This window comes from Candidatus Egerieousia sp. (assembly GCF_056211015.1).
The window spans coordinates 1-13,863 of record NZ_JBAELF010000069.1; the positions used below are offsets into that span (position 1 = coordinate 1).

Here is a 13,863-nt window from a genome sequence, read left to right on the forward strand (position 1 = left end):
CCGCTTTTTGTAATCCGTTTGATTGCGGCAGGCACTTCATCTGAAAAACTTTGCCTTTCCTGGGCAAAGCTTTTTCATATTCCAGTGCCTGCCGTATTAGTTTATTTCCGCCCCCGGGCTATACCGAACTTGCTGCTACCCGCAACTCTTTGCAATCTTTTCGCAAGTTTTCGCATTCCAGCAAGTTCGCGCCCTCCGCTAGGCCGCTGATGCGGCCTTTGTTCGGTCACGTTTTTGCCGAAAATATGGTCGGTTGGCCGTATCTTTAGTTAAAAGTGACCGCAAACCCCTCAAACTGCAGGGGTTTGAGATCACTATATTTTGTAACTAATTGATAATCAAATATGTTTTTCTTCTACCTGAACGCAAACCCCTTGTATTATGAGGGTTTGCGATCACTTTGTCTTCCTTTCCATAGCACATTCGGCCACATTTTCGCCAATTTTGTGGCCATCATCCCTTTTCGGTCCTCATTTGAGCGCGTTTTTCCTCAAAACGTGTCAATTTCACGCTTCAATCTCCATTTCAGACGCATTTTCGTCCAGAATGCGCTCGTTTTGCTATTTCGGACTTCATTTTGTCAAGTTTTTTGCCAAAAACGTGGCCGTTTTTACTTTCCAATGCATGTCCGCCAAAGCTGCTTGCACGGAGTCTGCTCAGAGTCCTCTACAATGGTGCCTGTTGCAAGCAGGCCCCTCATTTTGGCGGGTCTGCCAGCAGTGATGTGCTTCAGACTGTGTTGTGGCCGCACACACTGCAAGCAGCTTTGGCGAAACCAACGACTGAGCTACTCGCCAGCCGGCCACAACACACACATTATTGTGGACAACAATAAGGAAGCGGCCACAAAATCAACATATTTGTGGAATAAGTTGCAGTTCATGGCCACAATATTGCGCAAATTGTGGCTGCCATAATGCAAGTGATACAAATTGGCGAGGTGCCGGTGTGTTTCTAGCATCGTTCAGCGGCAGGTCACTGGAATATGAAAATATTCGCCACGGAAAGGCGAATATTTTCAGATGAAGTGACTGCCGTAATCAACCGGACAGCCGGAGACAGAAAACAGAAGCAATTTTTGTGAAGAAATTGTGATTCCGGCACCTGAGTGTTGGGAAAGATTGCTACATTGGCGGCCATGTTGAAGGTTTCGGATATAGTGTGGCTGGCGGGATCGGTGCTGTCCTTGTTCTTCCCTCGCAAGTGTGCCCTTTGCGGAAAACCATTGCCGTACGGAATGATGCATCTTTGCGGGGACTGTTTGTGGGAAATGCCCTTTGCTTTCATAAAAACGCCACCGCAGGCTGCGCAGCAATGCTTTTGGGGACGTGTTGAAGTGAACCAGGTATGGCCGTTGTTCGTATATCAGGGCCGCTACAAGGAGCTGGTTCACAATATCAAATATTGCAATGACGTTTCTCTTGGACTTTATTTAGGAGAAATGCTTGGCAGGCGCATTTTCAATTCAATGGCATTGAATGCTTCATTCTCCTGTGGAGCCGGTTGTACGCAGGATTCCACGGATTTGCCAGCCGCCTGCCAATCGGCATCATGCCCCAGCACCAGCACACAGGTCAACTTGCACAGTGCCGGAGCAATGGAATGTGCAACGAGCGTTAACAGATTCATAGACTTTGTGATTCCTGTGCCACTGCATTGGAGGCGCAGGCTCAAGCGCGGTTACAATCAGAGCGAGGTGATTGCACGTGGCATTTGCAGGGGCTACAATCTGGCAGCAGAAGACAAAGCGTCTGAATACAATTCCACCGTCAGGGATTGTGAAGGAGGAGAAAAATCATTGTGCGGCAGGATAATCATTCCTGAATGCAAGGTACTATCTCAAGTGCTGTATAGAAAAAGTGCTACAAGGACCCAGACCAGGAAGGACAGGACTGAGCGCTGGCTGAATGTGAGGGATGCGTTCGGCGCAAGGGACTCGGAAAGGAACAGGGCCCTGCTGGAAGGAAAGCATGTCCTGCTGGTTGATGATGTGCTGACTACAGGCGCAACGCTTGATGCCTGCGCCACAGTCCTGCTGCAGCATTTCAACTGCAGCATAAGCATAGCCACCCTGGGGTATGTTCAGTGAATAGTTTATCTTAATTGTATATATTTTATATAAAATTTATATATTTGCAGAGTATGAGAATTATTACTAAAGAACCGTTGAAGCAATATGTGGAACGTCATCCTGACAGCAGAACCGCATTGCAGGAATGGGTCGGGAAGGTGGAGGCGAGTCAATGGAACAGCTTCGCAGATGTACGAAGGACGTTTGGCGATGTAGACATGCCAGGAAATCAGCATTATGTTTTCAACATTCATGGAGGACATCACAGGCTGGTTGTAGTTGTGAAGTTTTTTAACCGGACCATACTTGTACGATGGATAGGGACTCATGCAGAGTATGATAAAATTAGAGATGTTACGTTATTATGACAAAGATTGAGACCAGAGAACAATACGAATGGGCGCTTGGAAGAATAGAGTCGCTCGTAGAAGTCGTTACAGAAGAAATGCCGGACAACGATTCCAGGAAGATGGAGTACAGTATTCTTTCAGGGCTGGTGGCGGATTATTCCGATGCACATTTTGATTTGGGAACGCCTACGTTGCAGGAATGCCTTAAAGAGCGTATGTTCGAGATGGGACTTTCTCAAAAGGACATGGCTGGAATTCTGGGCACAAGTCAATCAAGAGTAAGCGATCTCGTTTCAGGCAAATGCAAGCCAACTTTTGATCTTGCCAGGAATATCTGCTTGAGACTGGGTATACCGGCAGCAGTTGTGCTTGGTATATAGTGCGGCTACATGAAATTCATTGCGATGATTGCGGTTATTGCAATAGGGGCCACCCACTTTATCAGGAAGAAAAGAGTCTTGATAAGGGCGGGACTGATTCTGAGAGAGCCGTGATTGCTCAATTCATCTTCAACAGATTCGTATTTGAGCTTCCATCCAACGAATATCACGAATGCAAGAGCGCACAGAATCATGCATACATTGGCGGAAACATAATCGAACAGGTCGAATATGTTTTTGCCGAATATTGTGAAGTTCGAAAGAACGACTGTTGACAAGGAGCAGATAACCATCAATGGCAGCACAACAAGCGAGGTAATGATTATGACCGCATTCTTTCTTGACCATCCGTATTGGTCACAGGCAAAGGATGTGACTATTTCCAGCAATGAAATTGAAGAAGTGATTGCAGCAACGAATACAACAAAGAAGAAGATCACAGCCACAATCGGTCCGGTTGCCATCTTTGCGAAAATTAGAGGAATGGTTATGAATATCAGACTCGGACCTTGCGAAGGTTCCATGCCGAAAGCGAACACGGCCGGCATTATGGCCATTCCTGCAAGCAAGGCAAATATGGTGTCCATGATTGATGTGGAAAAGGCCGTATAAACAAGCGACTCGTTCTTTTTTATATAGGAAGAGTAGGTAATCACCAGACCTGAGCCCAGGCTAAGGGAGAAGAAAGCCTGTCCCAGTGCCTCGAAAATGGCATTCAGGGAAAGTTTGGAAAAGTCAGGCTTGAAAAGGAAGCGCAGTCCTTCGGAGGACCCTGGCAGGGTCATGCTGTAAATGGCAATGCCAAGAGTGCAGAAAAAAAGAAGCGGCATGAGGAATTTCGAGTATTTTTCTATTCCTTTCTGCACACCTCTTGAAATAATGAATCCTGTCAGGAAGAGGAAGATGAATGCATATATCATCGGAGTCCAGGTCCGGGTGGCCAGCTTGCCGAACATATCAGGATCTGTTGCGCCCCCATGGACCAGATGGAAGGTGCAGGACTGCATAAGGTAATATATTATCCATCCTCCTACCACGCAGTAGAAGCTCATTATAAGTATAGGGGTGATCAGGCTTATGATTCCAACTATGTTCCATTTTGACTTCGGCACCAGCTTGCTGAACGCTCCGTATACATTGGATTCGCTTCTGCGTCCGATTATCTCTTCGGACAGCATGATAGGCAGGCATATAATAAGTGCAATCACCAGATATACAATAATGAATGCGGCTCCTCCGTTCCTTCCTACAAGGTACGGGAACCTCCACAGGTTGCCCAGACCTACTGCCGAGCCAACCATTGCCACAAGAACGGCGAATCTTCCTCCAAAGCTTTCTCTTTTCATAATGCAAGGCAAGTTATCAAAAAAATGTGTGCAAAAGACTATTTTGCTTAACTTTGTTTCCCGATAGCTCAAGTGGATGTTGGATAAGGACTTGGCGTGTTTTTAATGTTTTTAATCCATCCGCTTGTTTTTTTGAATAATTAAAAACAAATTGTTCGATTATGATAAAATATTTGTCCAGAATTTCTCTTTTGATTTCTCTGCTGTTCATGGGCTGCTGGCAGAATGCCAACGCCTGTACTAACATAATTGTTAGTCGAGGCGCATCAACCGACGGTTCCGTGCTGGTGAGCTATGCCGCTGATTCCCACGTGCAGTACGGCGAGCTCTATTATGTTCCCGGCGGAGTCTTCAAGAAAGGTGCAAAGATTCAGATAAGCGAGTGGGATACAGGCGGAAGGCCTCTGGGCGTGATTTCACAGGTGGCCAGGACATATTCCACAATGGGCAATATGAACGAGCATCAGCTCATTATTACTGAAACAACCTTCGGAGGCCGCGAGGAACTGGTGGATACCACCGGCGGCATGGACTATGGTTCAATCATATACATCACACTCCAGAGAGCCGCAAGTGCAAGGGAGGCAATAAAGACAATAGTTGACCTCATGGATACATACGGTTATGCATCCGAGGGAGAGACATTCTCCATTGCAGACAAGAACGAAGCCTGGATTATGGAAATCATAGGCAAGGGCGTTGAACTTGACAGGAAAGGTGTGAACAAGAAAAGAGGTGCTGTCTGGGTTGCCCGCAGGGTTCCCGACGGTTATATCTGCGCCCACGCAAATCAGTCCAGAATACGGGAGTTCCCTATGGATGATCCAGAGAACTGCCTCTATGCAAAGGATGTGGTTTCATTTGCAGTTGAGAAAGGGTACTATGACAGCAATAGCGGCAAACCTTTCAGTTTTGCAGAGGCATACGCGCCTGCTGATTTCGGCACAATAAGAGGCTGCGATGCCCGTGTATGGGCTGCATTCAACATTCTGGGCGGCGGTCAGATAGGTGACAATCCTGCAGACTTCTACCTTGATTACATAACAGGCGTTGATTCAACAGGTTCCCTTCCATTATTCATCAAGCCGGCCGGAAAACTCAGTGTGAAGGATGTTGCCGATGCAATGAGAGACCATTTTGAGAACACTCCTCTTGATATGAGGAACGACATTGGCGCAGGCGGCAACGAGTGTCCTTACAGATGGCGCCCGATGGAGTTCGAGTGGGAAGGCAGGACTTATGTGAACGAGCGTGCCATTGCCACACAGCAGACAGGCTTCTGGATGGTTGGTCAGGCAAGGGCCTGGCTGCCCGATGAAATAGGCGGTATCCTGTGGTTCGGTGTTGACGATGCTGCCACATCGTGTCTGACACCTGTATATTCATCGGCCACCAGAGTTCCGGAATGCTTCAGGGTGGGCAACGGCGATATGCTCACTTATTCTCCTACTTCCGCTTTCTGGCTTTTCAACAGGCTTGCGCACCAGGCTTATCTCAGATACAATTATGTTGCACCTGAAATCCGCGCCGCATCCGACGAGCACGAGATTGGTGCGCTCAAGATAATTCCAACCGTTGACGAGCAGGCAAAGAGGATAATGGACGAGGAGGAGGATGTGAAGGAGTATCTCACAAACTGGAGCGAGCTCTTTGCAGCCAGAATGTTCAACAAGTTCAAGACCCTGGAGGAGAATCTCTTTGTAAAGTACATAGATGGCAATGTGAAGAAACAGAATGAGGACGGCACTTTCAAGTACAACAGCTACAATGGATGGAACTATGGCAGCCGCATCCCTGAAAATCCGGATCAGCCAGGCTATACCGATGTATGGAAGAGAGCTGTTGCCAGCGACCCTGCAATGAAGTCCGTTGAGGACCAGAAGGCAGCCTTCAAGGCAAAGCAGGCTCAACCGGCTCCTGTTGTAGAAGAAACGGTAGCTGAAATGAAATAATCATAATTTACCATCGATAGTGAATAATAAATAATGAGAAATATGAAAAAACTTTTGTTCTTTTTCTTGAGTGCGCTGTTTCTTGTGAGCCCGCTCATGTCTGAAGCCCAGCAGGACCAGAAGCAGAAAAGTCCTGAGGAGATTGCTTACGAGCATGTTGGACAGCTTGAAAAGGAGCTGCGCCTGACTTCCGCCCAGGCATTCTATGTAGATTCCATACTTGTGCACAATTACACAGGCGTAATGGAGGAGTTCGAGACAATGCACAAGGGGGGAATGCAGAATCCTGAGACTTACAAAAGCCTGAATGAAAAGTGGGAGGCCCGTACGGAAGAAGCCATGAAGAAAGTTCTGGACGAGCAGCAGTATATAGGTTTCCTCAAGCATATTGGCAAGGGAAAGGAGTACAAGAAGGGCAAGGACGGAAAGTACGTTCTCAAGAAAGGAAAGAAGAAAAAATAAGAAAGGAAATAGTTTGCAGATATGTTGGATATCCTTGGTTTTCACATAATTGATGTTATTGACATTTTTCTTGTAGCTCTGCTGGTCTTTTACATTTTCAAACTGATAAAGGGTACCTCGGCAATGAGCATATTCATTGGCATACTTATCCTGTATGTGGTATGGATAATTGTGAAGGCCCTTGACATGAAGCTGCTGTCATCAATCATGGGGCAGGTGCTTGGAGTGGGAGTCCTGGCGCTCATCATCCTTTTCCAGCAGGAGATCAGGCGCGCACTGGTGCACATAGGGAACAACTATTTGCAGAGGAAGGGGCTCAGACGTATCAGCAAGCTTTTCGGCAATACATCAACAAGCGGCATTTCTGCAGAATCGCTTGATGAAATAACACAGGCCTGCAGGGCCATGAGCGAGACAAGGACAGGTGCGCTCATAGTGATGCCGCACATTTCCTCTCTGGATTATATCATCAAGACGGGTGACACGGTGGATGCCCGTATCAACAGGCGTCTGATTGAAAACATATTCTTCAAGAACAGTCCTTTGCACGATGGCGCAATGATAATTGTTCCTGACAGGATTGTAGCGGCACGCTGCACCCTGCCTATTGTGGAGAATCCTGACATTCCTGCGCAGTACGGTCTGCGTCACAGGGCTGCCTGCGCCGTTACAATGGACAGCGATGCAACCGCAGTTGTGGTTTCAGAGGAAACAGGCGGTATTTCATTCGTGTGCGGAGGCAAGCTGAAAACAATAGCCAGCCTCACTGAATTGAGACTGGCCATTGAGAAATCATACAAGCTGGATTGAGCCGGTTCCTGCTACAGTCCGAAAATTTCCTTCACCTTATCAACTGAATCAAGCAGTTCCCATCCGAAGAACTGAACCTCCTTCCGGCAGGCCTTGCCGTTTTCATAAACTGTGACTTCTGCCTTGTATGGTGTTCTTCCAACGTGTCCGTATGCTGCTGTAGGTTCGAAGATAGGATTCTTGAGCCCGAACTTCCTTACTATTGCTGCAGGTCTGAGGTCGAATATTTTTCCTATCGCCAGTGCAATCTGAGCATCAGTGAGCTTGATGGCAGGGTTCAGGGTACCGTAACTGTTCACATATATGCTTACAGGCTCGGCAACGCCTATGGCATAACTCAACTGAACCAGCATTTCATCTGCAACGCCGGCGGCAACCATATTCTTTGCAATGTATCTTGCGGCATACGCTGCACTGCGGTCAACCTTTGAGCTGTCCTTGCCTGAGAACGCTCCACCGCCGTGGGCTCCTCTTCCTCCGTATGTGTCAACAATGATCTTCCTTCCGGTGAGGCCTGTGTCTCCGTGAGGGCCGCCAATCACGAACTTGCCTGTAGGGTTCACCAGCAGACGGAAATCAGTGTTGAAAAGCGCTGCGTTCCTGGTGTCCAGCTTCTCTATCATACGCGGCAGAAGAATGTTCTTTATGTCGCTGTATATGCGTTTCTGCATGGAGTCGTCGTCATCGAATTCATCGTGCTGGGTGGATATTACAATGGTATGTATCCTCTGAGCAACGTTATTGTCCGAATATTCAATGGTGAACTGTGATTTGGCGTCAGGCCTGAGATAAGGCATGAGCTTGGTTTCCTTCCTTATGCGGGCCAGTTCCTCAAGTGCAAGGTGGGCCAGATAGATAGGGAGCGGCATATACTCCTTTGTCTCGTTGCAGGCGTAGCCGAACATCATTCCCTGGTCACCTGCTCCCTGATTGTCAATATCCTGGCGAGCAACACCTCGGTGGATGTCATCGCTCTGTTCGTGAAGGGCCGAAAGAATGGCGCAGGAGTTTGCGTCAAACATGTATTCCCCCTTGGTGTAACCGATTTTTCTTATGGTGTTCCTTGCTATCTGCTGAATGTCAACCCATGCTTCGGATCTTACTTCACCACCAATGACTACCAGTCCTGTGCTTACGAATGTTTCACAGGCAACCTTGCTTTCTGAATCCTTCCTGAGGAAATCATCCAGGATTGCGTCCGAAATCTGGTCCGCAACTTTGTCCGGATGTCCTTCCGATACACTTTCCGATGTAAATAAATATGACATGTCTTTATACCTATATAATGTTGTACAATGCTGTGGAAATTTCTACTGCAATCGCTGGAAAGGCAATTGCCGGTGCGGATTGTTCTGCGGATACCGGGAAGCGTGCTGAAAACTTTCTGCGCATTGCGCAAACATGAATCACAGAGAGAATGTGATTGCGGGGCGTTTTAGCATTTTTTCCAGTGGTTGCAAGCAGTCAAATCTTTCCACTATTTAACCTGCAAAGATATACTATATTTTCATATAAAAAAAGGGGTGAGCAACTTTTATAAAAAACTTTGGGAGGCATTCATCTATTTTATATATTTGCCATCAAACAAATTCCAATAAACTAACTATAATTATCTATGAAACAATTATTTAGCAGTTTTTGCTCCATTCTGGCAGCATTGCTGGTTGTTGTTTCTGCAAATGCGCAGATTACAACATCTTCAATGAATGGTGTTGTTACAGATGAAAACGGCGAGGCTCTCATAGGCGCTTCCGTTGTTGCTGTACACACTCCTTCAGGCTCTAAGTATTATGCAGCCACCAACGCTGAGGGTAGGTATGCAATTCAGGGTATGCGTCCTGGCGGACCATACGAGGTTACATTCTCTCTCATTGGCTCACAGACAGTTCAGTATCCCGACATCACTCTGGAACTCGGTGAGGCTAACACAGTAAGCGCCAAGCTTGCTCTTGCAACAGAGGAACTCGCAGAGGTTCTTGTAGTAGCTTCAACTTCAAAGTTCGCTACCGAGAAGACAGGTGCTGCAATGAACATCAACAGCAAGAAAATCAATTCAGTTCCTACTGTAAACCGTAGCATTTCCGATATCGCACGCCTTTCTCCTTATGCTTCAGGCATGAGCTTTGCAGGTGGTGACGGCCGTTCAACCAACTTCACCATCGACGGTGCCAACTTCAACAATAACTTCGGTTTGAGCGACGCTCTCCCTGGTGGAGGCAACCCTATTTCAATGGATGCTCTCGAGGAGGTTCAGGTTGTAATAGCTCCTTTTGACGTAAGGCAGACAAACTTCATCGGTGGTGGTATCAACGCTATCACAAAGTCAGGTACAAACGACCTCAAGGTTTCTGCATACACATACTATCAGGACCAGAACCTCAGAGGTAACCGCGTTAACGGACAGGATCTCGGTGCAAGGGCAGATGCTTCAAAGAAGGTATGGGGCTTCTCAGTAGGCGGTCCTATCATCAAGAACAAACTCTTCTTCTTTGCAAACTACGAGAAGACCTTGAATCCTGGTCAGGTTGCGAAATATCGCGCACGTCAGGATGGTGAGACTCCTGGTGGAAACGTTTCAAGAACACTTGCTTCAGACATGAAGAAGGTTCAGGACTATGTTCTTCAGAAATATGGCTATGAGACAGGTTCATATACAGACTTTGCAGGTGATGAAAGTAACAAGAAATTCCTTGCGCGCATTGACTGGAACATTGCAACAGGCCACAAACTCAGCGTTCGTTACAACGATACAAAGAACGTAGCATGGAATGTTCCAAATGGCAACTCGTTTGATGGTGATAAATCAGGACGTCTTAACAATACATTCCGTCTGGGTCCTCAGTCAATGGCATTTGCAAACAATATGTATTCACAGGAGAACAAGGTGAGAACATGGTCAGTTGATTTGAACAACCGTTTCTCAGACAAGGTTTCAAACCAGTTCCTCTTCACATATTCAAAGATTGACGATGTTCGCGGAACCAACTCATCTCCATTCCCTCATATTGATATTATGATGGATGGAACAGTTGCCGGTGGTCCTTATATGTCACTCGGTTACGAGCTCTTCACTTGGAACAACGGTGTTCACAACAAGGTTTACACATTCAAGGATGATGTAACCATTCTTCTTGGTAACCATAAGATTACAGCAGGTCTCAGTCTCGAGCGTCAGATTGCAAACAACGCTTATATGAGAAATGGTACCTTGTATTACAGATACAGGAATCTCGAGGATTTCTTGAATGAAGCCACCCCGGAAACATTCTGTATCACATACGGCTGGAACGGCAACAAGTCTCCTAATGCGCAGGTGGGTTTCAAGCAGTATGCATTCTATGTACAGGATGAGTGGAACATAAGCAACAAATTCAAACTCACATACGGCGTACGTTTCGACAATCTCACATTTGATGATGATGATATCAAGACCAATAAGGCTACTATGGAATACACATTCCGTAATGGTGAGAAGATTGACACAGGTCTCTGGCCAAAGAGCAGGGTACAGATTTCTCCAAGAATCGGTTTCGTATGGGATATAAAGGGTGACAGGAGCATGAAACTTCGTGGTGGTACAGGTTTCTTCCAGGGGCGTCTCCCACTTGTTTACTTCACAAACATGCCTACCAATTCAGGACTCGTACAGAATTCTGTTAACTACCAGACAAAATATGCAAATGGAATTCAAACATCAACAGATTCACGACTCGAGCAATTCCAGAAAGGTCAGCTGGGAATGATTACAAATGTTGATGATGCTATTGCAAAACTCGGTCTTCCTACAGAGTTGACTGATGACAAACATGTGGCTAACTCAAAACAGTCAGGTGTTGACAGAAACTTCAAGATGCCTCAGGTATGGAAGACTTCCATTGCTTTCGACTACCAGCTCCCTACAAGCTTCCCATTCAGCGCAACAGCCGAATTCATGTATCAGAAAACTCTTTATGGTGTAATGATTGACAACATAAACCTTAAGGACGATACCGATAGTTGGGAGCGTTTCAGAGGTGCTGACAATCGTCTGATATATCCTTCTAATGTAGCAATCAATTCTGGAATAGACGCTCCTCTCCTTACTAACACAAGCAAGGGCTGGGGTTATACAGCAAACATCACCTTGAACATGACTCCTGTCAAGAACCTGGATATCATGGCGGCTTACACTCATACAGAGTCAAAGGAGGTATCAGGACTTCCTGGTTCAGACCCAATGTCAACATGGCAGGGTATGATTACAGTTGACGGTCCTAACTTTGGAACAGCTCAGCGTTCCAGGTATGTAGTCCCTGATAAGGTTATCGCCTCATTGAACTACACCATTCCATTCAAGTTCGAAGGTCTTACAGATGAGATGCAGTTCAACTTGTTCTATTCAGGCTATTCACCATATGGATATAGTTATTGCTATGTTAATGATATGAATGGTGACGGTCTTAACAATGACCTTATTTACATTCCAAAAGATGAGACTGAGATAAACTTTGTTTCACAATCTGATGCGGAGGCATTTTGGAAATATGTAGATCAGGACAAATATTTGAAGAACCATAAAGGCAAATACGCAGAGGCATATGCCGCACGTGCTCCTTGGGTTCACAGATTCGATCTCCAGTGGTTGCAGAACTTCAAGTTCAACATTGGCCAGACTTCTCATACCATACAGCTTTCAGTTAACGTAATGAACATTGGTAATATGTTGAATTCAAGTTGGGGAATTGCCAAGAATAATAATATCAGCAACGGTTTCAGCATCCTCAATTATGAGGGCAAGGACGATAATAATGTTCCTAAATTCTCAATGATGAAGGATAATGACGGCAATTACTATTCTAAGTCATATGATTATAATACTGACTTTGACCAGTGCTGGAAACTTCAGTTCGGTGTTCGTTACATTTTCTAACATTTTAAAGACAACATGGATATGAAACATATTAAATTCATAGCACTTTTCGTAGCAGTATTTTCATTCTGCACTGCTGCATATGCTCAGAATGATGCTGATAAGTTCAATTCAGCTTACATAAGTTGGTCTCCATCATGGCTTTCAGAACCTGAGTGTGGCGCAGCAACATTCGGTAACACAGTTACCCTTGGTTGGAGCCAGGCATACAATCTTGGAACAGATCCTCTTTTCCTCGAGTTCGGTGCAGCTCTTCAGTACACCAAGTTCAACGGAACCTGGAACGGAGTGAATGCTCCTTTCTTCTATGGCGTAAAGATGCCTGTAAGCTTCATGTGCCAGATTGAGGGAAACAACAACTTCAAGTTTGCTCCTTTTGTAGGAGTTGACCTTCTTGCAAACCTTAGGAACGAGTACAAGAATGCCAGCGGTACAATGACAAATGCAGACATGAGAGATCTTTCTGCAAGCGTTCACGCAGGTTTCAGATGCTACTTTACACGTCTGTTCTGTGGCGCAAGCTACGAGTACTACTGGACAAAGCAGCTCTCAACTGGAAGTCACATGACACTTCTGAACCTTACCTTCGGTTTCACTTTCTAGTATAACCCAAGCAAGATATAATAAAGAATCGGTCGGATTTTCTCCGGCCGATCTTTTTTATAATATGTACTGTTGATTACTTGTAGAATATTGAATAGTACAGCGGATCAAAGGTTCCGGCCTCCCACATCTTAACCAGTTCCTCAACCTTCTTGTCCTTGCCGAAACGGTCGTACGGGGTCTTGAGGTTGGAGCCGAAAAGCCGGGCCACTCCCTGCCACATGAATGCCTTGAAACGTCCGCGATAGTTCTTTATCACATAAAAGGTTGTGAGGCCCATTTCGCGGTCTATCAGTTTCATGAGCAGACGTCCTTGCGTGACCGTGAGATTCCTGAGCGGCTTCTCGAATTCCTTGAAAAGTTTCTTTTCAAATTCCTTTACATATTCGTCCTGCTCGCGGCCGCTCATATGCTCTGCGGCAACAATGCTGTCAACCTGCTGTGCCGCCTTCTTCGCCTGAAGAGCGTATGGATAAACTTTCTTGAAATTGTATATGAGCTTGTAGAACTTGCGCCACTCCTTCTTTTTCAGATCATATACAGGCTTGTTAAGGGCGTATGCAGGCTGTATTCTGTCAATGTATATGGTGTCTCCGTTCTCAACGGTATACCCCATTACATATCCGCTTACAATATGACCGTTCTTGTCCCTTATGGTTTTCTTCGCACCGCTCCTGAAGCCCTTGACCATTTCCTGGTTGAAATTGGCGCTGTCGGCTACATCCAGGATAATTCTTGCGGCTTCTGCCGTATTGTTCCCGAAACCTGCGGTTTTGCGTCTGGATTCGCGCATGGCTTTTCTCCAGCCGCTTTTTTCGGCAGGAAGGTTCTTGAATATATCCTGTGCGCTCATTTGATGCGGATATAGGATGGCGGCTCCGGCCAGTGCGGTCAGAGTAGTCCTGCAAAGAATATTTTTCTTGAAATCCGCCATGTCCATACAATTCTTATTTGGCAAAAATATCAAATTTTCGGTAACT

At 46.0% G+C, this 13,863-nt stretch carries 11 protein-coding genes; 8 read left to right on the top strand and 3 right to left on the bottom strand.

Features of this window, described 5'->3' with window-relative positions:
- Positions 1-1,138 precede the first annotated feature (1,138 nt).
- From AC06L3_RS04790 to AC06L3_RS04800, 3 genes are read left to right on the top strand one after another with little or no spacing between them, the layout of a single operon-like run.
- Positions 1,139-2,089, top strand: a complete 951-nt coding sequence (locus AC06L3_RS04790) for a ComF family protein (protein ID WP_475669483.1) — start codon at positions 1,139-1,141, stop codon at positions 2,087-2,089.
- 53 nt (positions 2,090-2,142) lie between these two features.
- Positions 2,143-2,439 (top strand): type II toxin-antitoxin system HigB family toxin, encoded by a 297-nt coding sequence (locus tag AC06L3_RS04795; RefSeq protein WP_475669484.1) that lies wholly within the window; start codon positions 2,143-2,145, stop codon positions 2,437-2,439.
- Entirely contained in the window at positions 2,436-2,801 is a 366-nt protein-coding gene (locus tag AC06L3_RS04800; RefSeq protein ID WP_475669485.1) for a helix-turn-helix domain-containing protein, read from the top strand. The genes AC06L3_RS04795 and AC06L3_RS04800 overlap by 4 nt, the downstream gene beginning before the upstream one ends.
- A gap of 5 nt (positions 2,802-2,806) precedes the next feature.
- Here the strand turns inward: AC06L3_RS04800 and AC06L3_RS04805 are convergent, their stop codons facing one another.
- The gene (locus tag AC06L3_RS04805) at positions 2,807-4,147 is read right to left on the bottom strand and encodes a sodium-dependent transporter (RefSeq protein WP_475669486.1); all 1,341 of its coding nucleotides are present in this window, start codon (positions 4,145-4,147) and stop codon (positions 2,807-2,809) included.
- Positions 4,148-4,356: 209 nt separating this feature from the next.
- Between AC06L3_RS04805 and AC06L3_RS04810 the strand changes: the two genes are divergently transcribed.
- The 3 genes from AC06L3_RS04810 to cdaA are packed head-to-tail and all read left to right on the top strand — an operon-like array spanning position 4,357 to position 7,371.
- A complete protein-coding gene (locus tag AC06L3_RS04810; RefSeq protein ID WP_475669523.1) occupies positions 4,357-6,099 on the top strand; it encodes a dipeptidase in 1,743 nt (580 codons plus the stop codon).
- Positions 6,100-6,141: 42 nt separating this feature from the next.
- The gene (locus AC06L3_RS04815; protein ID WP_475669487.1) at positions 6,142-6,561 is read left to right on the top strand and encodes a hypothetical protein; all 420 of its coding nucleotides are present in this window, start codon (positions 6,142-6,144) and stop codon (positions 6,559-6,561) included.
- 21 nt (positions 6,562-6,582) lie between these two features.
- Positions 6,583-7,371, top strand: a complete 789-nt coding sequence (gene cdaA, locus AC06L3_RS04820; protein ID WP_475669488.1) for a diadenylate cyclase CdaA — start codon at positions 6,583-6,585, stop codon at positions 7,369-7,371.
- Between the two features lie 11 nt (positions 7,372-7,382).
- Here the strand turns inward: cdaA and metK are convergent, their stop codons facing one another.
- Positions 7,383-8,639 carry a methionine adenosyltransferase gene (gene metK / locus AC06L3_RS04825; protein WP_475669489.1) on the bottom strand — a complete coding sequence of 419 codons (1,257 nt, stop codon included), beginning with the start codon at positions 8,637-8,639 and terminating at the stop codon, positions 7,383-7,385.
- Positions 8,640-8,986: 347 nt separating this feature from the next.
- On the opposite strand from metK, the gene AC06L3_RS04830 reads away from it, so the two are divergent.
- Both AC06L3_RS04830 and AC06L3_RS04835 read left to right on the top strand, forming a co-directional pair.
- The gene (locus AC06L3_RS04830) at positions 8,987-12,280 is read left to right on the top strand and encodes a TonB-dependent receptor (RefSeq protein ID WP_475669490.1); all 3,294 of its coding nucleotides are present in this window, start codon (positions 8,987-8,989) and stop codon (positions 12,278-12,280) included.
- A 21-nt stretch (positions 12,281-12,301) separates the two neighbouring features.
- On the top strand, positions 12,302-12,883 hold the full coding sequence (locus AC06L3_RS04835; RefSeq protein WP_475669491.1) for a hypothetical protein: 582 nt from the start codon (positions 12,302-12,304) through the stop codon (positions 12,881-12,883).
- Positions 12,884-12,959: 76 nt separating this feature from the next.
- Here the strand turns inward: AC06L3_RS04835 and AC06L3_RS04840 are convergent, their stop codons facing one another.
- Positions 12,960-13,823, bottom strand: a complete 864-nt coding sequence (locus tag AC06L3_RS04840) for a DUF4294 domain-containing protein (protein WP_475669492.1) — start codon at positions 13,821-13,823, stop codon at positions 12,960-12,962.
- Positions 13,824-13,863 lie beyond the last annotated feature (40 nt).